Consider the following 25,246-nt stretch of genomic DNA (forward strand, 5'->3'; position numbering starts at 1 on the left):
ATGTCCGCTTTTCCGACCTCCACCACCGTGTTCGATTCGATCCTGTTCCGCGATGCGTTCGGAACGCCTGAGATGCGCGAGGTGTTTTCGGATTTCAGCCTGATCACGCGCTATGCCGAGGTCGAAATCGCGCTGGCCAGGGCCGAGGCGCGCTGCGGGGTGATCCCGGCGCAGGCGGCGGAAGAGATCGCGAAGCGGACAGATGTTTCGGCGCTCGATTTCGACCTGCTGCGAAAGGAGACCGATATTGTCGGCTATCCGATCCTGCCGCTGGTGCAGCAGATCGCGAAGCAGTGCGGCGACGCCGGGCGCTACCTGCATTGGGGCGCGACCACGCAGGACATCATGGACACCGCCCTGGTCCTGCAGCTGCGCGCCGGTTTGAGCATCATCGAAGCCGACATCGCCGCGCTGCGCGGCATCCTCGCCGGGCTCGCCCAACGCTATCGCGATACGCCGATGGCGGGCCGCACCCATCTGCAGCAGGCGCTGCCGGTGACGTTCGGCTACAAGGCCGCGATCTGGCTGGCGATGTTCGACCGCCACGCCGCGCGCCTCGCCGAATTGAAGCCGCGCGTCCTGGTCGGCCAGTTCGCGGGCGCCGCCGGCACGCTGGCGTCGCTCGGCGGCAAGGGGTTCGAGGTCCAGCAGGCGCTGTGCGAGGAGCTCGGTCTTGGCGTCCCTGTCGCCACCTGGCATGTCGCGCGCGACGGGCTGGCGGAAACCATCAATTTCCTCGCGCTCGTCACCGGCTCGCTCGGCAAGATCGCGCTCGACGTGATGCTGATGGCCTCGACCGAGTTCGGCGAAGTCTATGAGCCCTTCGTCAAGGGGCGCGGCGCGTCCTCGACCATGCCGCAGAAGCGCAACCCGATCTCGTCGGAATTGATGCTGGCGGCGGCCAAGGGCGTGCGCCAGCACGCCGGCCTGATGCTGGACGCGATGGTGCAGGATTTCGAACGCGCCACCGGGCCCTGGCACGCCGAATGGATGGCGATCCCGGAAAGCTTCGTGCTCACCGCCGGCAGCCTGCATCAGGCGAAATTCGCGCTCGGCGGGCTCATCGTCGACGAGAACAAGATGGCTGCGAATCTCGATATCAGCCGCGGGCTGATCGTCGCCGAAGCTGTGATGATGGGGCTGGCGCCAGACCTCGGCCGGCAAGAGGCGCATGACGTGGTCTATGACGCCTGCCGCCTCGCCAACGAGAAGGGCAAGACGCTGGCGGACGCGCTTTCGGCGGACCCGCGGGTTTCACAACGCATCGACCGCGCAACCATCGACCGGCTGACCTCGCCCGGCAATTATCTCGGCCTTGCGCCTGAGATGGTGGACCGGGTGATCGCCTCCTGCGGGCGTTGAGAAGTCCGGCCGGTTCGCCTATCTCTCTGCCAACGACCGATCCAAGGAATTGCCATGACCGCTCACGCCCGCAATATCTCGACGCCGATCGATCCCGCGAAACTCGACCGCCTCGCCGAGGTCGCCGTCAAGGTCGGCTTGCGGTTGCAGCCGGGGCAGGACCTGCTGCTGACCGCGCCTTCGGCGGCGCTGCCGCTGGTGCGCCGGATTGCCGAGCACGCCTACAAGGCCGGCGCCGGCCTGGTGACGCCGTTCCTGTCGGATGAGGAGGTGACGCTGGCGCGCTACCGCCACGGCCGCGATGAGAGTTTCGATCGCGCCGCCGGCTGGCTCTATGACGGCATGGCGAAGGCGTTCAGCGCCAACACGGCGCGGCTCGCCGTCGTCGGCGACAATCCGATGCTGCTGTCGGGCGAGGACCCGGTGAAGGTCGCGCGCGCCAGCAAGGCCAATTCGATCGCCTACCAGCCGGCGCTGGAGAAGATCGTCAATTTCGAGACCAACTGGAACATCATCGCCTATCCGAGCCCGGCCTGGGCCAGGCAGGTATTCCCCGACCTCCCGGAGGATGTCGCGGTGGCGAAACTGGCGGATGCGATCTTCGCGGCCTCCCGCGTCGACCAGGAAGGCGCCGTCGCCGCATGGGAGAAGCACAACGCGGTCTTGCGCGAGCGCACCGACTGGCTGAACGGGCAGCGCTTCCACGCGCTGAAATACTCCGGTCCGGGCACCGACCTGACGATCGGTCTCGCCGACGGCCACGAATGGGAAGGCGGCGCGTCCATCGCCCGCAACGGCATCACCTGCAACGCCAACATTCCGACCGAGGAAGTTTTCACCACGCCGCATTGCCGGCGGGTCAGCGGCCACGTCGTCTCGTCCAAGCCGTTGTCCTACCAGGGCACCCTGATCGACAACATCCAGGTGAAGTTCGAGGAAGGCCGCATCGTCGAGGCAAGGGCGTCGCGCGGCGAGGAAGTGTTGAAGAAGGTGCTCGACACCGATGAGGGCGCGGCCCGTCTCGGCGAGGTGGCGCTGGTGCCGCATTCCTCGCCGATCTCCAAGAGCGGATTGCTGTTCTTCAACACGCTGTTTGACGAGAACGCCGCCTGCCACATCGCGCTCGGCCAGTGCTATTCGAAATGCTTCGTCGGCGGCGACAAGCTGACGCCGCAGCAGATCGCGGCCCAGGGCGGCAACAAGAGCCTGATCCACATCGACTGGATGATCGGCTCCGCCGAGACCGACATCGACGGCGTCCACGCCGACGGCAGGCGCGTCCCGGTGTTCCGCAAGGGCGAGTGGGCGTGAACACCAATCAGTCGAGCTTGAGCCGGTAGAAATCCGTCGCGGTCTTCGAGAACAGCGCCGTCTTCTCGGCTTCGCTGTAAGGCGCGGCGATCCGCTTGAAGGCGTTGAAGATCACCTGGTAGCTGCACTGGCCCTTATCGGGCGGAAAGTTGCTCTCGAACATGCAACGATCGGGCCCGAACGCCTCGATGCAGGTTTCGATATAGGGGCGCCATGCGGCGGCGGCTTGCTCCGAAGATGGCGGCTTCGGGCGCAGATGAAAGTCATAGCCGAGCAGGCACATTGCGAGCCCGCCGAGCTTGACGACGACATTCGGGCATTGCGCGATGTCGCGGATCGAGGCCTTCCAGAGCGGGAAGATTTCTTCGCGCCGGCCGGCATAGCCGCCGATGCCGATCGGTCCGCCGCAATGATCGAGCACGATTCTGGTTTCGGGGAAGGTGCGGGCGAGGTCGGCGAGTTCGCCAATCTGCGGGTGAAACAGCCAGGCGTCGAAGCTCAAGTCCAGCGGCGCGAGGCAGGCAAACCCCTTGCGGAAGCTGCTGTCGAGCAGCAATCCCTTCGGCCGCGTCGCATACATGCCGGCCACGTCAGGATCGGCGTCCCAGGCCGAGGAGTGCCGGATGCCGCGAAAGCGGCCGTTGCCGGCGACGATCTCGGCTTCCAGAACGGCCTTCGCGCCGTCGCCGAGCAGGAGGTTGGCGTGGCTGACGATGCCGGCGCAGATCGCGGCCTTGCCGTAGCCGCCGCTCGCGGCCATTGCCGCCACGCCATTGGCGAACTCGACCTCGCCGACAGGACGAAACGCTTCCGGCCCGTGCGCGCGGTACATCGAGCGGCAGTCGACATAGACGGTGGCGATGACGTTATGGCCGGAGGCGATATCGGCCACCATCTCCTCGATCAGGTAGCGCAGGCCGCCGCGGTCCCAGAGATGGTGGTGCGGATCGACGATCGGGCGCGCGGGATCGATGATCGCCTCGGCATGTTGCGCGAGCCAATCCTCGCGCGGATCGGCGTAGAGGCCGCTTCTGGAGGCAGGTGCAGTGCTGGCGGCCATTGGTTTCGCTCCCGTGATTACTGTTCTTGCGTCCCGTCACTGCGAGCCAACAGGTCGCACGAATGCGCGCCCGATGACAGGCTTCGCGAAGCAATCCATTCCTCCGCTTGCCGCGCGGTGGATTGCTTCGCTGCGCTCGCAATGACGGTATTATCGACGCAGTCGATTACACCCCATCCAGAATGATCACCGTCGGCGTGCCCGGCAGCGTGTCGCGTGAAATCTTCAACGTCCGCTCGGTGCGCTGGTCGATGACGAATTGCTGACCGATCAGGCGCATGAATTCATCGAGCGGGGTGGCGAAGCGGTGCATCGGCAGCACGACGGCCGAGCGCAGGCGCCTGGTGATGTCGGAGACGCCGTCGAGCGACATGGTGTAGGTGCCGTCGATCGGCACCATGACGATGTCGAGCCGGCCGATCGCCGCGAAATGGGAGTCGTCGAGCTTGTGGTGCAGGTGGCCGAGATGGCCGATGCACAGGCCCGCGACCTCGAAGATGAAGATCGAGTTGCCGTCCCGGATCATCTGGCCGGAGCCCTCGCCAAAGTAGCGGCGGATGTCGGTGGTCACGTTGCGGACAAAGACGTCGCCGACGCGGGTGGAAACCAGCGCCGGCTGTCCGTTGTCGCCCCAGCCGTGCAGGACGTGGGGAATCTTGGGATCCGGAAACAGCGTGTAGTGGGTGGAGTGCGCCCGGTTCATGGTGACGATGTCGGGCAGGCGGCCGGTCCGGTAGGCGCCGCTGAAATCGGTCGAGATCCGCACGCCGCCGGGCGTGTCGATATAATAGGTGGAATGCCCGGCATAGGTGATGGCGACCTCTTCCGGCCTGGCCGAGGCGTGCCGCAGGCTGACCGGCAGCGCGCGCGGGACGAGGTTCGCCATCGCCAGGCAGTCGCTGCGCAACGGCTGCTGGGCGGTCGCCGGAACCATCAGCGAACCGAGGAAGGAAAAAGCGACGGCAAGAAATCGCAGCATGACATGCCTCGTCTGCGGCAAAGGACGCGTCCGGCACCTTATCTTCGAAATTCGTGGACGTCATGATGACATTCACGCACCGCACCGGATGTACTTCATCGCGGGAGCAGCATGCCGTAGTGTGGGATTCAACCGAGGAGTGGGCTGTGGTCGAGAAAAACCCCGTGGCGGCAGCGTCCCGAGCTCCGTCGTCGAAACGGCTGGAACCGCTGCGTCAGGTCGATGCCGGCGCGCTCCGCATCGCCTATTACGAGGCCGGCCCGGCGGATGGTCCTGTGGTGATGCTGATGCACGGCTTTCCCTACGACATTCACGCCTATGTCGATGTCGCGCCGCAACTGGCCGTGCAGGGTTGCCGGGTGATCGTTCCCTATCTGCGCGGCTACGGCCCGACCCGGTTTCGCGACCCGGCGACGCCGCGTTCGGGCGAGCAGGCGGCGATGGGCATGGACCTGATGGCGCTGCTGGATGCGCTTGGTGTCTGGCGCGCGGTGTTCGCGGGCTATGATTGGGGTGGCCGCGCGGCGTGCGTTGGCGCAGCATTGTGGCCGGAGCGCTGCATCGGCCTGGTGTCGGGCAATGGCTACCTGATCCAGGATATAGCCCACGCCATGGCGCCGCTGCGGCCGGAGCGTGAGGCGCCATTGTGGTACCAGTATTATTTCCAGCTTGAACGCGGCCGTGCCGGCCTCGCCGCCCACCGGCGCGAGATCGCCAGGCTGTTGTGGCGGCAATGGTCGCCGAGCTGGGAGTTCGACGACGCCTGCTTTGAGCGCAGCGCGGTAGCCCACGACAATCCGGACTATGTCGAGGTGGCGATCCACAGCTATCGCCATCGCTTCGGCCTTGCCGAAGGCGATCCGCAATATGCCGATGTCCAGCGCCGGCTGGCGGCGCTGCCTGCCATCACCGTGCCGACCATTACGCTGGACGGTGCGGCCGATGGCGTCACGCCGGCGACCGACGGCGGCGGCAGTGCGCCGAAGTTCACCAACCGCAGAGCCCATCGCGTATTGCCGGGCGTGGGACACAATCTGCCGCAGGAAGATCCGCAGGCTTTCGCGGCGGCGGTGATGGAGTTGATCAAAGCGTAGACAATGTCCGATTCCGCCGTCATGGAACCGATCAGGGCGTAGGTCGGCTTTCCCGCACCTGCAGGATTTACTAAGGCAACAGCCGAGCAGACTGACCTTGTGCTTCCATCAACTTGACAGCTCGCTTGTCGAACGAAACGAAAGTGTCTGCGCCGAGCCAGCTTCCCTCGTAGGCGATAACGCCATCGGCGAAATCGCCGCCCGCGTCCAGGAAAGTCAGCCCGGCCTCTGCCGCCGGACGGTTCACTTCGACATTCTCGACATTTATCAGGTGCCGGATCGCGGTCGCAATGTCCCTTGATGGAATTTCATAACCCTGTGAAAGAACCCAAACCAACTCGCAAAGCGCCGGGGCGGAAATCGCAACCAGTTCAGCTCGCTTCAAGGCCGATTGCGCCGCTTTGCTCTGTGACTCATGGTCTTCAGTGATGGCTCGAACCAACACGTTGGTGTCGGCGGTGATCTTCATCGCTTGCCGGCCCACCCTCGCGCGGCGATCTTTCTCATTTCCTCGATCGTCAGCGATGGCCCACCTTTTCTCTTCAGGAGGCCGAATACATCCGAAATCTTGCCGGTTGGCCGGGCGGCCCTCACTTCTATCTTGCCGTCGGGGAGTTTGTTCACGGTAATTTTCTCGCCAGGATGTACGCCCAGATGTTCCAGCACGTCCTTGCGCAGTGTGACTTGACCCTTTGCCGTGACGGTAAGTGTGCTCATGGCAGACCTCAGGTTTCTCCGCTGGAAAATGTAAGGCAAAAGCGCCTTACATTCAAGCCCCTGATCAGTTGGTCGGCGGCGCGGTCGATGCTGATGAGGGGGTGTGCCGAGAAAACCATCGGCCGCGGATAGAGGATCACCGGCTTGGAGGGTGTGCGCTGGCCTGCACCCGTTCCCAGCGGTCGGCGTGCTGCAGGACGCACTGTTAACTTTTGTCACATTCTTGGCGGGCTGATCTTCCACGTCGCGGCCAGGATGGCGGCGGTCAGGGCGCCGCTGACGATGGCGGCGACCGGGATGGTCATCGCCAGCGCTGCGGTGGCGGCCCAGCCGATCGAACAAAACGCTTCGGCGAATGTCGCCAGCCGTGACGAGGTCTGGCGGCGGCGGAACTGGCTGCGTCTGGCCTGGACGCGGAACCAGAGCTGGATCGCGGCGGCCGAAACCGTCGCCACGATGATGCCGAGCGTGGTGACGGTCGCCTGCGTCACGGATGCAAAGGCAAGCGCAGCGACCAGCGGTGCAAAGATCACGCCGATGGCGATCAGCACCACTTCGATCTTGGCGCGGGTGAGGTGTGACGACGGAATCGGCGCGCTCGCAACCAGGTCGGCGGCGTCCTCGCCCGATATCGTCAGCCAGGCGAGCCCGCCGGCGAGTTGGCCGGCCGCCATCACGATCACAGGCGTGATCAAGACGATGGCGCCCGAATTGTCGGAAAAACTCACCCACAGCATCAGCGCCGGCGGAACCAGGTAGAGCAGTTGCATCAGGCTCTGCGACACCAGCCAGGGGTCGCGCCACAGCAGCATGAATTCCTTGGCGCGCAGCGTCCGTTGCCGCGAGCCGCCCCGGAAGGCCGTCGCTTGTGTCCCCCGCCGGGCAGGCCGCGCGGTCGCGGCGACGCTGACGACGGTGTCGGCGAATTTCGGCGAGCATACCGCCATCACGACGCCCAGCAGCACCAGGCTGCCGGCCAGCAGCAGCGACAGAATCTGTCCGTCGCCGATCGCCGCCCGCGCCGGCCACCACAGCGGACTGTCGGTCGCGGGGGCATAGGCGGCCGCCGCGTCCGAGGTCAGCACGGCAAAGCGCGACAGGGTGCCGTAGGAAAGGATCGCCGCGACCTGGAGCGCGATGACGAAGCCGGCGCCGATCACGGCGGCCACGATCTGGGCGACCAGGCGGGTGCGGCCGGGGCCGATCAGGCGAAACAGCAGCACCGTGATCGCGATCGCCACCGCTGCGGCGGAAACCCCGATCGCGATGACCACGCCGAACGCCGAGAACCATCGGATGCCGCCGCCGAACGCGAGGACGTCGATAAAGGGGGTGGACAGCAGCAACGCCATGCCGGTGACCGCGAGCGCGATGGCCGCGATCCGCACCGAGAACACGTTGGCGAGCCGGGCCGGCGACGACATGATCAGGTCGAGGTCGGCGCGCGCGTAGAACACCCGCGTCACGGATTCGATGGCCTGCGACAGCATCAGGGCCCAGGCCAGGAAAATGCTGGCTGTGATAATGACAAGTTCGGGCTTGGCGAGCGGAAGCTCGAGGTCGGCGAAGCGACCGATCACCGCATAGGCCGGCAGGTGCATGACGGCGGCAAACACGATCAGCGCGACGATGGCGCGCTTTCGCTTTCCACGCCCGCCGGTCATCATCGCCAGCCATTCGCGCCAGGCCAGCCGAATCTCGTGCCGGGCAAACCAGCTGAGCGCCGTGGCCGAACTCATGCGGCCGCCGCGCCGGCATCGACCAGCGAGATGAACACGTCTTCGAGGCTGGTGTCGGTGCGGCCGTTCTGCCGGCGCAGTTCGGCGAGCGTGCCTTCGGCCACCAGCCGGCCCGCGGCGATGACGCCGATGCGGTCGGCCATCCGCTCGGCGACCTCCAGAATGTGCGTCGTCATGATGACGGTGGCGCCGCAACGGACGCGTTCGCCGAGCAATTCCTTGACGCGGCGCGCCGACAGGGCGTCGAGGCCGGTGAGCGGCTCGTCCAGGATGATCAGCCGGGGGTCGTGGACCAGCGCGCCCGCCAGCGCAACCTTTTGCCGCATGCCCTTGGAAAACCCCTCGCATCGCTCGTGCAGATGCGGCTCAAGCCCGAGTGAGGCCAGTAGCGCGCGCGCCGAAGGTTCGGAAACCGCGGGATCGATGCCCCATAGCCCGGCGACGAATTCGAGATACTCAAGCGGCGTCAGCTTGTCGTAGATCATCGGCTCATCCGAGACCCAGGCCGTCACCTGCTTGGCGGCGACGGGATCGGCGAGCGCATCGATGCCCAGGATCGAGATCGAGCCGGCATCGGGCCGCATCAGGCCGGCGACCATCCGCAATGTCGTGGTCTTGCCGGCGCCGTTGGGGCCAAGCAGGGCGTAGAATTCACCGCTGCGAACCGTCAGGTCCAGCGCATCGACCGCGGGGCGGTCAAAACGCTTCGTTAACCCTGTCACATCGAGGGCTGAAACATCTGAGGGCATGATGACGGGGCGTTCCGGTTTCGCTGGTCGATGGCGCAACATGGACCGAAGAACTTTCGGCGGGGTGAATCCAGCGGCCCAAATCCCGCCGAACCGGCAACTTCCCGGGCTGCGGCTTTGTTGAAATTCTCAACAGGGCGGCAACCAGCGCTTTATTGACAGGCGTCGGCGCTTTGGGCTCAATGCAATCAGGACATGAGCGAGTTCGGCGTTTGGCGCCCGCCAGCGTGTAGACACAAGATGCGGTAGAGGCGATCGACAGAATCGCCCGGCATCGGGGGAGGGTTATCATGCTGGACTTCGTTCAGCAGCTGGTGAGTGGTATCGCGCTCGGCTGCGTTTACGGCCTGATCGCGCTCGGCTTTGTGCTTGTTTACAAGGCAACCGAGGTCGTCAATTTCGCCCAGGGCGACTTGATGATGCTGGGCGGGTTCTTCGCCTTCACGTTCATCGGCATACTTGGTCTCAACTACTGGCTTGGGTTCGCCGCCGCCGTCATTGCCATGGCCGGGTTCGGCATGCTGGCCGAGCGCGCGGTGGTTCGCCCGATTCTGGGCTACCCGCAATTTTCCATCATCATGGCGACGATCGGGCTTGGATACTTCCTGCGCTCCATCGTCGGAATGATCTGGGGCACCGACGATTTCAAGATCGAGACGCCGTTCAGCGACGGCGTGCTGCGGATCGGTGCGCTGGTGCTGGCCCATGACAAGCTGTCGGTGATCGCGGCGACCATCATCCTGTGCGCGTTGCTCTACCTGTTCTTCAACCGCACCACGCTCGGCACCGCGATGCGCGCCAGTTCGGAGAACATGCTGGCCGCCTACTACATGGGCATTCCGGTCAAGCGCGTGGTGTCGATCGTGTGGGCGATCAGCGCGGCGGTGGCGACCGCCGCCGGCGTGCTGCTGGCGCCCATCACCTTCATTCACTCCAATGTCGGCCTGGTGCTGGGATTGAAGGCGTTTCCCGCCGCGGTGCTCGGTGGCTTCGGCTCGATACCCGGCGCCGTGGTGGGCGGGGTGCTGATCGGTGTGATCGAAAGCATGGCCGGCTTCTACCTGCCGCAAGGCTGGAAGGACGTCGCGCCCTATATCGTTCTTCTGGTGGTGCTGCTGCTCAAACCCGAAGGCCTGTTCGGTGTCCATATGCGGAAGAAGGTCTGATGCGTTTCCTATTCAAGACGGATTACGAAGACGACATCCGGCTGTTTCCGCACAGCGGCCATTTCGTTTCATACGGCATCCTGCTGGCGTTTCTGGTGGTGGCGCCCTTCGTGCTTTCCAGCTACCTGGTCAGCCAGCTGGTGTTCGTCTGCATCTACGCCACCGTGGGCGTGGGGCTGATGATCCTCAGCGGCTTCACCGGCCAGGCCTCGCTGGGACACGCCGCCTTTCTGGCCATCGGCGCCTACACGGCGGGATATCTGCAGCAGTACGATGTCCCTTTTTTAGTCTATTTCCTGGCCGCCGGGTTGCTGACGGGTACGATCGGCGCGCTGGTCGGGTTCCCGGCGTTACGGCTGCAAGGCATCTACCTCGTCATTGCGACGATCTCCTTCGCCTTTATCGTCGAGGAAGTGCTGGCCCGCTGGGAAAGCGTCACCCACGGCAATGAGGGCATGCGGGTCAAGACCCTGAGCATGTTCGGCTTCACGGTGCCGCGCGACGGCCCGACCTTCTACTTCCTGTGCCTGGGGGTGTTGATTCTGGCCATCATCGGCACCCTCAATCTGCTGCGCTCGCCGACCGGTCGCGCCTTTCTCGCGATCCGCGACAGCGAAACGGCGGCGCGCAGCATGGGCGTCAACGTCTCGCTCTACAAGGTGAAGTCGTTTGCGATCAGCGCGGCGATCACGGGGTTCGCAGGCGTCCTGTTCGCGCACAAGCTGTCGTTCATCAGCCCGGAAATGTTCACGCTGCTGCTCTCGATCGAGTTCATCATCGTGATCCTGATCGGCGGCACTTTCAGCCTGCACGGCGCGGTGCTGGGTGCGATCTTCCTGGTCATGATCGATCCGTTCCTGACCTATCTCAAGGACGACCTGCCCGGCATCATCGCCGGCGTCGCCGCGGCGTTCGGCGCCGGCAGCGCGACCGTGGCGAAGATCCAGAGCAACGTCGCCGCCGTCGCATCCGCCAATGGCCTCAAGGGCGCGATCTATGGAGTGATCATCGTGCTGTTCGTGCTGTTCGAGCCGCTCGGCCTGTACGGGCGCTGGCTGAAGATCAAGTTGTTCTTCCAGCTGTTCCCGCTCTACAAGCGCGCCACCTTCAAGCGCCAGAAGATCTACGTGAAATCGGAGCGGAACCGATGAGTTACTTCCGCGCCGACAATTTGTCCCTGCACTTCGGCGGCCTCAAGGCGGTCGACTCGGTCAGTTTTGCGGTGGAGAAGGGCGAAATTCTCTCGATCATCGGCCCCAACGGCGCCGGAAAGAGCTCGATCTTCAACCTGATCTCGCGCATTTACCCGCCAACCTCTGGCAGGATATTCTTTGAAGATCAGGACATCACCCAGCAGCCGGCCTACGACATCGCGAAACTGGGCATCGCCCGCACGTTCCAGAACATCGAATTGTTCGAGAACTCGTCGGTGCTGAGCAACCTGCTGGTCGGCCGCCACCGGCATTCCACCACGCAGTTGTGGCAGGAATTCCTGTTCCTGCCGAGCGTGCGGGCGAGCGAGAAAGTCCACCGCCGCCGCGTCGAGCAGGTGATCGAATTCCTTGACCTCGAAGCCTATCGCGACAAGCTGATCTCCGGGCTGCCCTACGGCGTTCGTAAGGTGATCGAGCTGGCGCGGGCGCTGTGCTCCGAGCCGAAGCTGATCCTGCTGGACGAGCCGTCGTCCGGGCTCAACGTCGAGGAGACCACCGACATGTCGTTCTGGATCCGCGACATGAAGACCGAACTCGGCATCACTGTGCTGATGGTCGAACACGACATGTCGCTGGTGAACCGGGTCTCCGACCGGGTGATTGCGCTCAACTACGGCCGCGTCATCGCGATGGGGACGCCATCGGAGGTGCAGCGCCATCCCGACGTCGTTGCCGCCTATCTCGGCGCATGAGGATGATGCCATGAGCGCTGCCGACATCATCCTGAAGCTCAGCAATATCGAGAGCTATTACGGGCCGATCATGGCGATCCGCGGCATCAGCCTCGAGGTGCCGCGCGGCCGCATCGTCACCTTGCTCGGGGCCAACGGCGCCGGCAAGACCACCGTTCTCAAGACCATTTCCGGCATTCTCGATCCCCAGAAGGGCTCGATCGAATTCATGGGAAAACCGATCCAGAGCATGGAGGCCGACAAGATCGTGCGGCTCGGCGTCAGCCATGTGCCGGAGGGACGCGAGGTGTTCCCGTTCCTTTCGGTGCGCGAGAACCTGATGATGGGCGCCTATCCGCGCCGCGACCGCGACGGCGTCGCCGAGGATCTCGAGCGCGTCTATGGGTACTTCCCGCGGTTGAAGGAGCGGATCAACCAGCCGGCCGGGCAGCTTTCCGGCGGCGAGCAGCAGATGCTGGCGATCGGGCGGGCGCTGATGAACCGTCCGACCCTGCTTTTGCTGGACGAGCCGTCGCTCGGCCTGTCGCCGATCCTGGTGAGGGAAATATTTACCATCATCAAGCGCGTCAACGAGGAGCAGGGCATGTCGATCCTGCTGGTCGAACAGAACGCCAAGGTGGCGCTGGAAACCGCCCATTACGGCTATGTACTGGAAATCGGCCGGGTCGTCATGAACGACACCTGCGAGCGGCTGATGGGTTCCAAGGACATCCAGGAGTTCTATCTCGGCGCCAAGGAAGAGGGCGCCCGCGGCGAACGGCGCTGGAAAAAGAAGAAAACCTGGCGCTAACGGTCGCAGGCAAGAGCATGGCGTTCCCGGCGACTTCGAGCTAAATTCAGGCCCTGCTTCGAGAAAAGACCGGTTGGTAAGCTGGCGCCTGAGGCAGGCGATAGAGGGAGGAAGACAAGCATGGCCGGACCGGCAGTTGTGACGGTCGCCGACACGATCGCGAAGAGTTTTCTGCTCGCCGTGGAAACCCGCGGCGACCGCCCCGCGATCCGCGAGAAGAAATTCGGCATCTGGCAGCCGACCAGCTGGCGCGAATGGCTGCAGATTTCCAAGGACATCGCCTATGGCCTGCACGACATAGGCTTCAGGCCCGGCGACGTCGCCTCGATCATCGCCAACGCGGTGCCGGAATGGGTTTATGCCGATATGGGCATCCTGTGCGCCGGCGGCGTTTCGTCCGGAATCTATCCGACGGACTCGGCTGTGCAGGTCGAGTATCTGATCAACGATTCCGCGACCAAGGTGGTCTTTGCCGAGGACGAGGAGCAGCTCGACAAGATCCTGTCGTGCCGCGCGCGTTGCCCGACCCTGCAGAAGATCGTCGTGTTCGACATGGAAGGCCTGGGCGGCTTCATCGACCCGATGGTGCTGTCGCTGGCCGAATTCACTGCCCTTGGGCGCAACCACGCCCAGGGCAATGAGGCGCTGTGGGACCGGATGATCGACAGCCGTGGCGTCAACGACCTCGCCATTCTGGTCTATACGTCGGGCACGACGGGGCCGCCAAAGGGTGCGATGCATTCCAATCGCAGCGTGACGTACCAGATGCGCCATGCCAACGACCTGTTTCCGTCCACCGACGCCGAAGAACGGCTGGTTTTCCTGCCGCTCTGTCATGTCGCCGAGCGGGTCGGCGGTTACTACATATCGCTGGCGCTGGGGTCGGTGATGAACTTCGCCGAAAGCCCGGAAACGGTGCCGGACAATTTGCGCGAGGTGCAGCCGACCGCCTTTCTCGCGGTGCCGCGAATCTGGGAGAAGTTCTATTCCGGGACCACGATCGCGCTGAAGGACGCGACCGCGTTCCAGAACTGGATGTACCGCAAAGCGCTCGCCATCGGCCATCGCATGACCGAGTACAGGCTGCAGGGCGACACCCCGCCATGGTGGTTGCGGCTGGCCAATGGCGCCGCCTATTATCTGGTGTTCCGCAATATCCGTCGCATGCTCGGGCTCGATCGTTGCCGGGTCGCCTTTACCGGCGCGGCGCCGATCGCCCCGGATTTGATTCGCTGGTATCTGGCGCTCGGCCTCGACATGCGCGAGGTCTACGGCCAGACCGAAAACTGCGGCGTCGCCACGTTGATGCCGTCCGAGCGCATCAAGCTTGGTTCGGTCGGCAAGGCCGCGCCATGGGGCGAGGTCGCGATCTCACCGCAGGGCGAAATCCTGATCAAGGGCGATTTCCTGTTCATGGGCTACCTGAACCAGCCGGAAAAGACCGCTGAAACCATCGACAGCAGGGGATGGCTCCATACCGGCGATGTCGGCTCGATCGACAATGAAGGCTTCGTCAAGATCACCGACCGGATGAAGGACATCATCATCACGTCAGGCGGCAAGAACATCACGCCGTCGGAGATCGAGAATCAGCTCAAGTTCTCGCCCTACGTCTCCGACGCCGTGGTGATCGGCGACAAGCGGCCCTATCTGACCTGCCTGCTCATGATCGACCAGGAAAATGTCGAGAAGTTCGCGCAGGACCACGATATTCCGTTCACCAATTACGCCAGCCTGTGTCGGGCGCCGGCGATCCAGAGCCTGATCCAGCGCGAGATCGAGGCGGTCAACGTCAACTTTGCGCGGGTCGAGACCATCAAGAAGTTCTTCCTGATCGAACGCCAGCTGACGCCCGAGGATGAGGAACTGACGCCGACCATGAAGCTGAAACGCAGTTTCGTGAACAAGCGTTACGCGGCCGAGATCGAGGCCATGTACAGCGAACGGGCGGTGGCGTAGCCAAGCGGAACTTGAAGCAGTGTTTTCGGAAGCGGCGAAGGACCGAGACGGCCCCCCCTTCGCCCCACACGGGCCAACAAGGAGGATGTTGCAATGTCGAAATCGTTAAGGGCGTTGGGCCTTGCGGTGAGCGCCCTTGCGCTGACCCAGCTGCCGGCCGCAGCCCAGACCAAGATCACCAATGAAGGCATCTCGGCGACCGAGATCGTCATCGGCACCCACCAGGACCTGTCCGGTCCGATCAAGGTCTGGGGCGTTCCGGTGTCCAACGGCATGAAGATGGCGGTGGAGGAAATCAACGCCGCCGGCGGCATCCACGGCCGCAAGATCCGCATGATCCTGGAAGACAGCGGCTACGATCCGAAGCGCGCGGTGCTGGCGTCGCAGAAGATGGTCGAGCGCGACAAGATCTTCGCCATGGTCGGTCCGATGGGCTCGCCCACCGTGCTGGCCGCCCAGGACATCCTGTTCGACGCCGGCGTGATGCAGCTGTTCCCGCTGACGGCCGCCGAATTCACCTTCAAGTTCGATCCGGCCAAGCCGCAGGAAAGGCTGAAGTTCAACAATTTGCTGCCCTACGTCGAGAGCACGCGCGCGGCGGTCAAGTACATGATCGAGGGAAAGAACTTCAAGAAGCCCTGCATCATGCACCAGGACGACGAATACGGAAAGAACGTGCTTGACGGCTTCAACCAGCAGGTTGCGGCGATGAAGCTGACGGCGGCCTCCATCACCAGCTACAAGCGCGGCGCCTCCGACTTCAGCGCGCAGATCGCCAAGATGAAGGCCGATGGTTGCGACATGGTCGTGCTCGGCACGGTGATCCGCGAAACCATCGGCGCGATGGGCGAGGCCAAGAAGCTCGGCTGGGACGTTACCTTCCTCGGCGCCACGCCCACCAACGTGCTGGAAGTGCCGGCGCTCGGCAAGGATGCGGTCGAAGGCCTCTACGCGGCTTCCGGCTTCGAAATCCCCTACGAGGATACGGCGAAGGGCAAGGTCAAGGATTGGCTTGCCAACTACAAGAAGATGTTCGGCACCGACGCCAACACGCAGGCGATCATCGGCTACAACGCCATCATGACCTTTGCCTTCTACGCCAACAAGGCCGGCAAGGACCTGACCGGGCAGAAGATGATGGATGCGCTGGAATCCGGCGACAAGTTCCTCGATATCTTCAACTCGCCGCCGACCAAGTTCTCCAAGACCGATCACCTCGCCAATACCATTACCCAGGTCCAGCAGATCAAGAACGGCCGCTGGGTGCTGGTAAAGGAAGGCTTGATGTTCTGACGGAGCGTCTTGCTCCCAGGGCGAAGGGCTAACGACAGAGACTGAAACGACAAAGGGCTGCGCGACGATCGCGCAGCCCTATTGCTTTTGCGCTGTCATTCCGGGGCGATGCGAAGCATCGAACTATGGTGCGCAATTGCGCACCTGAGAATCTCGAGATCCCCCGATGCGCAATTGCGCATCTGAGGTCTGGTGCTTGCGCACCATCCCGGAATGACGCTTCGCGTCACTTCGGCCGCACCGCGTCCGCGGTGCCCTGGATGAAGGCCTGCAGCTTGGGAATGTCCTCCTCCTTCAGCTTGCCGGTGAAATCCGGCATTCCCTTGTCGCGGAACGGGCCGTTGAAAACGAAGTTCTTCAAATTGGCGATGGCCTCGGTCGAGACATAGCCGAGATTGCGGACATTGCCGCCCTTGTCGACGCCGGGCACGCCGTGGCATTGGGCGCAGGCGGCGACATAGATCGCGGTGCCTTCGGGAACATCCTTCGGGTCATACTTGATCCCCTTCAACAGCCCCTCGGTCTGGTACTTCACGAAAGTCGGCAGCGGCCCCTTGCCGCCGATCGCGAAAGTGTAGACCGTGCCCGGACTCTGCAATTCGGTCGCGCGTTGCGACATGCCGAATACGCCGCCCCAGCCGACCGCGATCGACACATATTGCTCGCCGTCGATCATGTAGGTCGAGGCCGCCGCGACCACGCCGGTGCCGGTCGGAGATTCCCAGAGCTTCTCGCCTGTGGTGGCATTGTAGGCGATGAAGCGCCCGTCGGCGGTGCCCTGGAACACCAGATTTCCGGCCGTGGTCAGCGTGCCGCCGTTCCACGGCGCGACGTGTTCGACGCGCCAGGCCTCCTTCTGCTTGATGGGATCCCATGCCAGCAGCCGTCCGAACGCCGGCGCCTTCGGCGGCGTGCCGTTCAGCACGAAGCCAACGTTCCATCCGGCCGCGGAAGCGAATTTGCCCGGCGCCTGGGCGTTATGGGTCAGGCTTTTCTCTGGCGTCAGGTTGACCGGCACGCCCTGCGCCGGCAGGTAAACCAGGCCGGTCTGCGGATTGAACGACATCGGGTGCCAGTTATGGGCGCCGTACGGGCCGGGAATGCTGTCATAGGGGGCGTCCCCGCGCGCCTCCTTGACTTCGATCGGGCGGCCGTTGGCGTCGTAGCCGGTCGCCCAGTTCACATCGACGAAGTTCTTGGCCGAGATGAACTTGCCGTTGGTGCGGTCGACGACGAAGAAGAAGCCGTTCTTTGGCGCATGCAGGATGACCTTGCGCGGTGCGCCGTCGATGGTGAGGTCGGCCAGGATCATCGGCTGGGTGGAGGTGTAATCCCAGTGATCGCCGGGGGTTTGCTGATAGTGCCAGACATACTTTCCGGTGTCGGCGTTCAGCGCGACCAGCGACGCCAGATAGAGATTGTCGCCGCCCGCGGGGCTGCGCAGGTCACGATTCCAGGGCGAGCCGTTGCCGGTGCCGATATAGACGAGATTCAACTCGGGATCGAAGGTGATGGTGTCCCAGACCGTTCCGCCGCCGCCGTTGATCCAGTACTTGCCGGCGGGATCCCAGGTCTTGGCCGCGGCCGCCATCGATTCATCCTCGAACGGCTTTGCGGGGTCGCCGGGAACGGTGAACCAGCGCCATGCCTGGTTGCCGGTCTCGGCGTCGTAGGCGGTGACATAGCCGCGCACGCCGTATTCGGCGCCGCCATTGCCGATGACGACCTTGCCGTTGAACACGCGCGGCGCGCCGGTGATGGTGTAGGCGGGTTCCTTGCTGATCAGCGTGTCCTTTTCCCAGGCCACCTTGCCGGTGACCGCGTCGAGCGCGACCAGCCGCCCGTCATAGACGCCGACAAAGACCTTTCCCTTCCACAGCGCGACGCCGCGATTGACGACATCGCAGCACCCCTTGTAGCCCTTCTCGCGGTCGATCTTCGGATCGTAGGTCCACAGCCGTTTGCCGGTGCGGGCGTCGATGGCATGCACCACGCTCCATGACGCGGTCAGATACATGATGCCGTCGACCACGACCGGCGTCGCTTCGACCCCGCGGGACGATTCGAGCGGATAGCTCCACACCAGCCCGAGATTCCTGACGTTGTCGGCGTTGATCTTGTTGAGCTTGGAAAAGCGGGTTTCGGCATAGTCGAGGCCGATGGTCGGCCAGTCATTCGACGTGGCGGTGTTGGCCTTGATCGATGCACCATCGACAGCGGAGGTAACGCTTCTGATATGGTCGGGCGAACCCTTGGCGGGAGCCTGCGCCAGCGCGCCGCCGCCGCATAGCGTAAAGCCTACGCCGATGGCGATCGCGGTCCGCGCCAGGCGATGTAGGGACAAGAAGGTTTCAGGAAAAAAGCGGCAAAACGAATCGACGCGCAACGATTGTGTCATCTCATTCCTCCCCTGATCTCTGTCGGATCTGGCGGGATGGTATGTCGGTGAGAACGACGACGTCAATCAAGGCGACATGCGCAAGCGAAAAGAGAAAATGGGCACCGTCATTTTTTTGCCAAATGGAAGGCCTGTGCATTTTCGGCTGCACCGCACCATGAACCCTCGCATCGAAGCGTGGCCCGCCAGCAATCGACCGACGCCCGCTCAATCAGGCTTCCGCGATTTTTCTCAATCGGTTGGTGCGGCTGTCGCGGGCAGGTCGGGGAGAGAACTTACGACGATTGGCGCCTCGGCCAGCAGGGGCGGGTCGGCGTATCGCATCACGCCGTGCTGATCGATGACGAATGTCGGCCGGAAGTTTCTGACGTCGGAATCCTCGACCATCGCCATGCGACGGTTGTCGAGCGTCAGCCAGCGTCCATCGAGGCGCGCGGCGGCCACCGCATGGTCCTCGCCGTGGATGGTGTCGTGCATCACCACAATCCGCACGTCTTCGGCGGCGATGCCGACCCGGCGCAGCGCGACGAATTTTGCAATCGCATAGTCTTCGCAATCGCCGCCACCGCGCGCCAGCGTGGCCAGCGGCGAAGTCCAGACGTCGATCTGGCCGTGCTGGGCGATGTCGCTTATCGGCCGGATGGCCAGATTGACCGCGCGGTTGATTTCGCCAAGCCGGGCGCGGCCGTCGCGGAGCCGCGCGGCCTCGACGATATCAAGGAATTTGAGCGCGGCCGGAGACACACAGCCGTCGCGGTCGCCCTCGCACAGCGCAAGCTGAACCATTTCGTCGTCAAGGCGGCGCTGCACGCCCAGCCATTTGTCGCGCAATCCGCCGCCGGCGAGGGAGAAAGCGGGAAGCCCGAACGGCTGGCTCGACCGCTGCACCAGGACGGCCGATGCGGGGCGCTCCGGCGTTTCAGCCCGGAGATTCGCCGGACCGAACCAGGCCAAACCACACACGACGATGCCCGCGCGCAGTGCGCGCGAATAGACCGAGAACCCCATCTGACACCCCTTGTCCGGGCATCGGCGGGCTGGTCATGCCTGCTCGTGACCGGATCATATCGCTAGGGGCAGGATGGCGGGAGGGGGCTTTTGAAGGGCTTAAAGGCAGGCGTTTCAGGCCCTAAAGCGCGAAACAGCGCCAATGACGCATTACTGCAACGTTGAAGATTTTATTGACCTGTTGCGCGCCGGCCCTAACTGCGCTTTATCCTTAACGTCCCGGCTGGTGACGAATAGTTTGCCGGCGCGCTCACGCTTCCAAGGCGGGGAATGACGTCTTACGCCAGCCATGGAGCTTGAACTAGAGTTTAGACAAGTATAAAATTTCTATTTATGCTTCATGTGTTTGTTTTGTACTTATTGGACTGCCGAATCAGGGGGTTTTTGACATCCTTTGGAAGTCAATACTATATTTTACTTTTCACTGTCCGCGCCGATTGATCAGGCAAGCGCCATACTCCGCAGAATTCACAAGCAATGGATGGTTCCGTGCGGGACCTTCTAGTGATATGCAAGCTTAGACCTTTGAATATTGTATAAATATTAACCTTAGCAGAAATGGTGCCAATTTGAGCTTGGCCGGCAAATTTACCGACCTGCTGTCCGATGGCCAAGGCGCTCAGCCGCTTGGAAGCCTGAATATCGGCAGTGTCTCGACGCACGCGCCGGCTGGCGCCATCATCGTTCCCGACGCCCAGCTTCTGTTCTCCGGGGATTTCAAGCGGTCGGGCGTCGACCTGATCCTGTCTCGAAACGGCCGCGAGCTGGTGCTGGAGGATTACTTCAAGGGCGAGAAGCGGGCGACGCTCGCCTCGCCGGATGGCGCCCACCTCACCGGCGAGATCGTCAACGCGCTGACCGGGCACACCCAGTTCGCGCAGGCCGACGGCAGCGCCAGCGTGGCGCCCCAGATGATCGGCCATGTCAGCAAGCTGGCGGGCTCGGCGACCGCGGTTCGCAACGGCGTCTCGATCATGCTGAACCAGGGCGACACCGTCCACAAGGGCGACGTGGTGCAGGCCGGCTCGGATTCGACGCTCGGCATCACCTTCATTGATGGCACCGTGTTCGGCCTCGCCTCCAACGCCAGGATGGTGCTGAACGAAATGATCTACGACCCCAACGGGTCGGACAACAAGTCGCTGCTCAGCCTGGTGCAGGGGACGATTTCTTTCGTCGCCGGCGCCACCGCCAAGAAAGGCGACATGAAGGTCGACACGCCGGTTGCGACCATGGGCATCCGCGGCACCGCGGTTCTGGTCGAGATTGATTTCGAGGTGCCGGGTCAGGGCGGCGCGCCGCCGGCGAAGTTCCAGGTGCTGGTCGAGCCTGATGGCACCACCGGCTCCTACATCCTGTACGACAAGACCACGCTGACGCCGATCGCGACCGTCAACCGCGCCGGCACGCAGACCATTATCAACGGCCAGGGCGGGGTCAGCTTCCAGTCGTCCGTGCAACTTTCGCCTGACGCGCAGAAGATCATCACCGACGTCTTTTCACTGAAGTTCAGCGACCTCAACAACCCGAACACCAAGCAGACGAACAACTTTACCGACACGGTCGTTCCCGAAAACATGCTCGTCAAGCTGGCCGGCGGCGACATCGTCCCGGTGACGGTTCAGTTGGTCAGCGTTCCGGACGGGTTCGTCTCCGCCGCGAGCCAGGGGCCGCCCACCACGCGAGATCGCATTCCGGGGCCGCCGTCCGCCGATGCGTCCGGCGGCGCGCTGGCCGAAGTGCTGGATACAACCGGCAGCGCGGCCCTCAACACCGCGTCCGGCGGCGTCAGCTATCTCTCCCTCAATCAAGGCGACGTTCCCAGCGTCAGTGCGGCGTTTTCCAGCTTCACCTATCAGGACGCAGCGCAGGCCGATCTCACCGCGTCCTTGACGGCGGAGCAACTGGCCGCGATCGCGGCGGTGGATGTGCCGCTTTCGGTCATCCAGGATCCCGCCGGCAAGAACGTCGGAACCGCGACCTGGACCTACAGCGTGCCGGATGGCGCGTTCGACTTCCTCGCCGTCGGCGAGACGCTGGTGCTGACCTATCTGGCGCGGGTCGACAACAATTTTGCGCCGAACAACGAAACCACATTTATCCCGCTCACGATCACGATCACCGGCACCAATGACAAGCCGACGATCTCCGCGACCGGCGGCCAGATTACCGAGCAGATCGACAGCACCGGCAATCCCGACATCCACACCGTAACCGGCACCGTCGTCTTTACCGACCCTGATTTGACCGACCGTCCGGTCGTCAGCGCCGCTATCTCGACCGTCGATCCGTTTCGTTATTACGACGCTGAAGGCAACGACGTCACCTTGACGCTGACGGCGGCGCAGAAGGCCGCAATCGGCGCACTTCAGGTGCCGTTGACCGTGGTGCAGGCGGCGACCAATACCCATGACGGCGTCGCGACCTGGACCTACAGCATCGCCGACAGCGCCTTCGACTTCATCGCCAAGGGCGAGACGCTGATACTGAACTACGTCGCCCAGGTCGATGACGGCCATGGCGGCGTCATCTCCACGCCGATCACGGTGTCGATCGAAGGCGACGACGTCGAGGTCATCGGCACCAACGACATACCGACCATCGCGGCGACCAGCGCCGCGTTCGCCGAGCTGTCGAACGAGAACCAGCCGAACCCGACGGGATCGACGGATCTCGATACCGTATCCGGCACCATCAGCTTCACCGATGCGGACTTGACGGACCGCCCGGTGGTGAGCGCGGCCTTTACCTCCTACACCTACCTGAGCGCGGCGGATGTTAGCTTCACGCTGACGGCCGGTCAGCTCGACGCGGTTGATGCGCCGCTGACGGTGGTTCAGGCGCCCGGCAATACCAACAACGGTTCGGCAAGCTGGACCTACAGCGTCGCCGACAGCGCATTCGATTTTCTCGCCGACGGCGAGATCCTGACGCTGACCTACACCGCAACCGTCGACGACGGCCACGGCGGCATCGTCACCAAGCCGTTTACGGTTGAGATAACCGGCAGCAATGACACGCCGTTTATCTCCAGCAGCCCGCAGGTCGGCACGATCACCGAAATCGCCGATACCCAGGGCGCGCTGACGCCGGATATCGCCGATGGCGCGATTACATTCACAGATGCCGACTGGACCGATACGCATGCGGTGAAGATCCTCAACAGCGTCAGCGCATCGGGCACCGTTGCCGGCCTGGCTAGCGGCGCGGTCCAGCTCACCTGGCTGTCGCTCGGCGTGCTGACCGACTCCACCAATCGCGCGTCGGGTTCGCAGGCCTGGGCCTTCTCGGCGTCCGATTCCTGGTTCGACTATCTCGCCGATGGCGAGGCGGTGACGCTGACCTATACGGTCGAGATCGACGATAATCTCGGCGGGGTCGCGCCGCAGGATGTCGCCGTCACCGTGAACGGCAGCAACGACGCGCCGATTGTCGATGCGATCGGACCGCTGAACTTGATCGAGCGGACCGATGCGGCTGCGCTGACGGCCCTTGTCGCTGTCACCTTCACCGATCTTGACCTGACCGACGTCGGCCATACCGCTGCGATCACCCACGCTGCGGCTACGGACAAGACGGTGGGTCTCGCGCTCAGCGAAGCGCAACTGATCGCGCTGCTGAGCGTTGGTACCCCAAGCAAGACGTCCGGCTCGTCGGCCGGTTCGCTCAATCTGTCGTTCTCCGCGGCCTCGACCGTATTTGACTACCTGGCCAAGGACGAGAAGCTGACGCTGACCTACACGCTCGCGGTCAACGACCATGACGGCGGCGTGACGGAGAAGACCTTCGTCGTCACCATCACCGGCACCAATGACTACCCCGTCGTCGCCTCGGCCGATGTGACGGGCGCGGTGACCGAGCAGGTTGCGCCCGCCGACCTGACCGACAACGGTACGATTGCGCTTTCCGACGTCGATCTCACCGACACCCACAGCATCAGCCCGACGGTCACGGCTTCCGCCGGCGCGCTGGGCTCACTGAGCGCATCGGTCGATCCGGACACCGTCAACGGCGTGGGCGGCGTCATCAACTGGACTTACAGCGTTGAAGGCTCGGAGGTCGAGTACCTGGCGAAGAACCAGACCAAGGTCGAACAGTTCACGATCACGGTCGGCGACGGCAAGGGGGGCACGGTCGACCGCACGGTCGCCGTCACCATCACCGGCACCAACGACGCCCCGGTCATCGATGCGATTGCGCCGCAGGTCTTCGACGAAGAGGCCGATAGCGAGCCGCTGACCGCGACCATCGCGGTGACATTCACTGACCTCGATCTGACCGATACCGGTCATGCCGCGACGATCACCGGCGTCGCACTCGACGGGGATATTGATGGGCTGGGCCTGACCGATGAGGACCTGATCGCGCTGGTGACGGCGGGAGCGGTGACGAAGGATTCCGGTTTGTCGGATGGGTCGGTCGATCTCGATTTTTCCGCGGCCTCGACCGCGTTCGACTACCTGTCGGAGGACGAGTCGGTCTCGCTGACCTACACGGTCGAAATCGACGATGGCGACGGCGGTATCACGCCCAGGACCTTTACGGTCACCATCGAAGGTACCAACGACGCGCCGGTCCTTACGGCTGCAACTCCAACACTGCCGACGATTACCGAAGACGATGCCGAAAACACCGGGCAGACGGTTGCCTCCCTGCTCGGAACCAGCATGTCCGACGTCGATCACGGCGCGCTCGAAGGCATCGCGATCACCGCCACGACGGGTTCGCATGGGCACTGGGAATATTCCACCGACGGAAACAATTTTATCGACTTCCCGGAATTACCAACCGGCTTCGCCCTGCTGCTGGCCGCGACCGACAAGGTCAGGTTCGTTCCGGACGGACAGGACGGCGGGACCGACACGCTCACCTACGTGGCGTGGGATCAAACCACGGGAGTCCCGGGCACGACGGCCGATGTCTCGGCATCGGGCGGCTCAACGGCTTTCTCGGTGAGTTCGGATACCGCAACGCTGACGGTGACCGCCATCAACGACGCGCCGACCTTCACGATCCGAACCGACCAGTTCGTGGTCACAGAGTACGGCGACGCTGGGGAGGTAACGGTGTCCGGTCTCTACCTCTCGGCTGCCAACGAAACCGCCGCTTTTGATATGACGGTGACAACCGCCGACCCCGCCAGCAGTGTGGCGCCTGCGGACGGCGGCGACCTCGATGACCTCGATTTCGAGGACATCAGCGAGACGCTCGACAACGGTTTTACCTACGATCCCGGCGACGATCCGCAGCCGGAGACCGACAGGGTCACGCTCACGGTCGAAGATGACCTTGGCGGCACCGACACCGTCAATTTCATCTTCCGCCAGGCCGGCGAAGGTCCGCTCACCCTGATCGGCACGGACGACAAGGACGTCATTTTCGCATCCGGCGACGACGACACGCTGACCGGCGGCGCCAGCGCCGATCAGTTCGTCTTCACGCCGGAATATGATTCGTCGAGCGCCGACGAGATCACCGACTTTAAGCTGCTGGGTGCGGATCGTATCGATCTCCGGGCGTATTCCGAGTTCGTCCACAACGGAAACATCGACGACTGGCTGCCTGCTCACGCAAGCCAGGTCGAATTGGACGTCGTAATCACGCTCGATAATCAAGACAGCATCACCCTCAGGAATTTCGCCGTCGCCAATCTGCAGGCGAGCGACTTCATCGTGGCGAACCTCGTCTAAGTAGAGCGGCCCGCCGCTTCGGGCT

At 63.5% G+C, this 25,246-nt stretch carries 18 protein-coding genes; 10 read left to right on the forward strand and 8 right to left on the reverse strand.

Going from position 1 to position 25,246, the window contains the following annotated elements; genetic code table 11:
• Together pcaB and Q0D31_RS14785 are read left to right on the forward strand one after the other, a co-directional pair.
• On the forward strand, positions 1-1,362 hold the full coding sequence (pcaB, locus tag Q0D31_RS14780) for a 3-carboxy-cis,cis-muconate cycloisomerase (RefSeq protein WP_291852172.1): 1,362 nt from the start codon (positions 1-3) through the stop codon (positions 1,360-1,362).
• 54 nt (positions 1,363-1,416) lie between these two features.
• A complete protein-coding gene (locus Q0D31_RS14785) occupies positions 1,417-2,673 on the forward strand; it encodes an aminopeptidase (protein WP_291852175.1) in 1,257 nt (418 codons plus the stop codon).
• Positions 2,674-2,680: 7 nt separating this feature from the next.
• On the opposite strand, the gene Q0D31_RS14790 is transcribed toward Q0D31_RS14785, so the two are convergent.
• On the reverse strand, positions 2,681-3,733 hold the full coding sequence (locus tag Q0D31_RS14790) for an amidohydrolase family protein (protein WP_291852177.1): 1,053 nt from the start codon (positions 3,731-3,733) through the stop codon (positions 2,681-2,683).
• A 166-nt stretch (positions 3,734-3,899) separates the two neighbouring features.
• Positions 3,900-4,712, reverse strand: a complete 813-nt coding sequence (locus Q0D31_RS14795) for an MBL fold metallo-hydrolase (protein ID WP_291852180.1) — start codon at positions 4,710-4,712, stop codon at positions 3,900-3,902.
• Between the two features lie 209 nt (positions 4,713-4,921).
• Here Q0D31_RS14795 and Q0D31_RS14800 point away from each other — a divergent pair, with 209 nt between their 5' ends.
• Positions 4,922-5,806, forward strand: coding sequence for an alpha/beta hydrolase (locus Q0D31_RS14800; protein WP_291852436.1), 885 nt, complete (start codon positions 4,922-4,924; stop codon positions 5,804-5,806).
• A gap of 70 nt (positions 5,807-5,876) precedes the next feature.
• On the opposite strand, the gene Q0D31_RS14805 is transcribed toward Q0D31_RS14800, so the two are convergent.
• From Q0D31_RS14805 to Q0D31_RS14820, 4 genes are all read right to left on the reverse strand, one after another.
• The gene (locus Q0D31_RS14805) at positions 5,877-6,275 is read right to left on the reverse strand and encodes a type II toxin-antitoxin system VapC family toxin (protein WP_291852183.1); all 399 of its coding nucleotides are present in this window, start codon (positions 6,273-6,275) and stop codon (positions 5,877-5,879) included.
• Entirely contained in the window at positions 6,272-6,523 is a 252-nt protein-coding gene (locus Q0D31_RS14810) for an AbrB/MazE/SpoVT family DNA-binding domain-containing protein (RefSeq protein ID WP_291852186.1), read from the reverse strand. The genes Q0D31_RS14805 and Q0D31_RS14810 overlap by 4 nt, the downstream gene beginning before the upstream one ends.
• A 215-nt stretch (positions 6,524-6,738) precedes the next feature.
• Positions 6,739-8,262 carry a permease gene (locus tag Q0D31_RS14815; protein WP_291852189.1) on the reverse strand — a complete coding sequence of 508 codons (1,524 nt, stop codon included), beginning with the start codon at positions 8,260-8,262 and terminating at the stop codon, positions 6,739-6,741.
• A complete protein-coding gene (locus Q0D31_RS14820) occupies positions 8,259-9,011 on the reverse strand; it encodes an ABC transporter ATP-binding protein (RefSeq protein WP_291852191.1) in 753 nt (250 codons plus the stop codon). The genes Q0D31_RS14815 and Q0D31_RS14820 overlap by 4 nt, the downstream gene beginning before the upstream one ends.
• A gap of 290 nt (positions 9,012-9,301) precedes the next feature.
• On the opposite strand from Q0D31_RS14820, the gene Q0D31_RS14825 reads away from it, so the two are divergent.
• The 6 genes from Q0D31_RS14825 to Q0D31_RS14850 all read left to right on the forward strand — a co-directional run bounded on the left by Q0D31_RS14825 (position 9,302) and on the right by Q0D31_RS14850 (position 16,125).
• Positions 9,302-10,177 (forward strand): branched-chain amino acid ABC transporter permease, encoded by an 876-nt coding sequence (locus Q0D31_RS14825; RefSeq protein ID WP_291852195.1) that lies wholly within the window; start codon positions 9,302-9,304, stop codon positions 10,175-10,177.
• A complete protein-coding gene (locus Q0D31_RS14830) occupies positions 10,177-11,328 on the forward strand; it encodes a branched-chain amino acid ABC transporter permease (protein WP_291852199.1) in 1,152 nt (383 codons plus the stop codon). Before Q0D31_RS14825 ends, Q0D31_RS14830 begins: the two co-directional genes overlap by 1 nt.
• Entirely contained in the window at positions 11,325-12,083 is a 759-nt protein-coding gene (locus tag Q0D31_RS14835) for an ABC transporter ATP-binding protein (protein WP_291852202.1), read from the forward strand. The genes Q0D31_RS14830 and Q0D31_RS14835 overlap by 4 nt, the downstream gene beginning before the upstream one ends.
• 10 nt (positions 12,084-12,093) lie before the next feature.
• The gene (locus tag Q0D31_RS14840) at positions 12,094-12,873 is read left to right on the forward strand and encodes an ABC transporter ATP-binding protein (RefSeq protein WP_291852205.1); all 780 of its coding nucleotides are present in this window, start codon (positions 12,094-12,096) and stop codon (positions 12,871-12,873) included.
• Between the two features lie 120 nt (positions 12,874-12,993).
• Entirely contained in the window at positions 12,994-14,832 is a 1,839-nt protein-coding gene (locus Q0D31_RS14845) for an AMP-binding protein (protein WP_291852208.1), read from the forward strand.
• 93 nt (positions 14,833-14,925) lie between these two features.
• Positions 14,926-16,125, forward strand: coding sequence for an ABC transporter substrate-binding protein (locus tag Q0D31_RS14850; protein ID WP_291852212.1), 1,200 nt, complete (start codon positions 14,926-14,928; stop codon positions 16,123-16,125).
• Positions 16,126-16,351: 226 nt separating this feature from the next.
• Here the strand turns inward: Q0D31_RS14850 and Q0D31_RS14855 are convergent, their stop codons facing one another.
• Positions 16,352-18,523 (reverse strand): PQQ-dependent dehydrogenase, methanol/ethanol family, encoded by a 2,172-nt coding sequence (locus Q0D31_RS14855; RefSeq protein WP_291852215.1) that lies wholly within the window; start codon positions 18,521-18,523, stop codon positions 16,352-16,354.
• A 231-nt stretch (positions 18,524-18,754) separates the two neighbouring features.
• Positions 18,755-19,531, reverse strand: coding sequence for a transglutaminase-like cysteine peptidase (locus tag Q0D31_RS14860; RefSeq protein ID WP_291852218.1), 777 nt, complete (start codon positions 19,529-19,531; stop codon positions 18,755-18,757).
• A gap of 569 nt (positions 19,532-20,100) precedes the next feature.
• Here Q0D31_RS14860 and Q0D31_RS14865 point away from each other — a divergent pair.
• Positions 20,101-25,221 (forward strand): VCBS domain-containing protein, encoded by a 5,121-nt coding sequence (locus Q0D31_RS14865; RefSeq protein WP_291852221.1) that lies wholly within the window; start codon positions 20,101-20,103, stop codon positions 25,219-25,221.
• The last annotated feature ends 25 nt before the right edge of the window (positions 25,222-25,246 follow it).

The organism is Bradyrhizobium sp. (assembly GCF_022844465.1).
Lineage (GTDB): Bacteria > Pseudomonadota > Alphaproteobacteria > Rhizobiales > Xanthobacteraceae > Bradyrhizobium.

What these genes read in the sequence shown, in the direction of transcription:
- Q0D31_RS14840 (WP_291852205.1), top strand. Translation starts at nt 12,094, where the DNA reads ATGAGCGCTGCCGACATCATCCTGAAGCTCAGCAATATCGAGAGCTAT.
- Q0D31_RS14835 (WP_291852202.1), top strand. Translation starts at nt 11,325, where the DNA reads ATGAGTTACTTCCGCGCCGACAATTTGTCCCTGCACTTCGGCGGCCTC.
- Q0D31_RS14820 (WP_291852191.1), bottom strand. Translation starts at nt 9,011, where the DNA reads ATGCCCTCAGATGTTTCAGCCCTCGATGTGACAGGGTTAACGAAGCGT.
- Q0D31_RS14825 (WP_291852195.1), top strand. Translation starts at nt 9,302, where the DNA reads ATGCTGGACTTCGTTCAGCAGCTGGTGAGTGGTATCGCGCTCGGCTGC.
- Q0D31_RS14795 (WP_291852180.1), bottom strand. Translation starts at nt 4,712, where the DNA reads ATGCTGCGATTTCTTGCCGTCGCTTTTTCCTTCCTCGGTTCGCTGATG.
- Q0D31_RS14805 (WP_291852183.1), bottom strand. Translation starts at nt 6,275, where the DNA reads ATGAAGATCACCGCCGACACCAACGTGTTGGTTCGAGCCATCACTGAA.
- Q0D31_RS14850 (WP_291852212.1), top strand. Translation starts at nt 14,926, where the DNA reads ATGTCGAAATCGTTAAGGGCGTTGGGCCTTGCGGTGAGCGCCCTTGCG.
- Q0D31_RS14855 (WP_291852215.1), bottom strand. Translation starts at nt 18,523, where the DNA reads ATGACACAATCGTTGCGCGTCGATTCGTTTTGCCGCTTTTTTCCTGAA.
- Q0D31_RS14860 (WP_291852218.1), bottom strand. Translation starts at nt 19,531, where the DNA reads ATGGGGTTCTCGGTCTATTCGCGCGCACTGCGCGCGGGCATCGTCGTG.
- Q0D31_RS14830 (WP_291852199.1), top strand. Translation starts at nt 10,177, where the DNA reads ATGCGTTTCCTATTCAAGACGGATTACGAAGACGACATCCGGCTGTTT.
- Q0D31_RS14815 (WP_291852189.1), bottom strand. Translation starts at nt 8,262, where the DNA reads ATGAGTTCGGCCACGGCGCTCAGCTGGTTTGCCCGGCACGAGATTCGG.
- Q0D31_RS14785 (WP_291852175.1), top strand. Translation starts at nt 1,417, where the DNA reads ATGACCGCTCACGCCCGCAATATCTCGACGCCGATCGATCCCGCGAAA.
- Q0D31_RS14845 (WP_291852208.1), top strand. Translation starts at nt 12,994, where the DNA reads ATGGCCGGACCGGCAGTTGTGACGGTCGCCGACACGATCGCGAAGAGT.
- Q0D31_RS14790 (WP_291852177.1), bottom strand. Translation starts at nt 3,733, where the DNA reads ATGGCCGCCAGCACTGCACCTGCCTCCAGAAGCGGCCTCTACGCCGAT.
- pcaB (WP_291852172.1), top strand. Translation starts at nt 1, where the DNA reads ATGTCCGCTTTTCCGACCTCCACCACCGTGTTCGATTCGATCCTGTTC.
- Q0D31_RS14810 (WP_291852186.1), bottom strand. Translation starts at nt 6,523, where the DNA reads ATGAGCACACTTACCGTCACGGCAAAGGGTCAAGTCACACTGCGCAAG.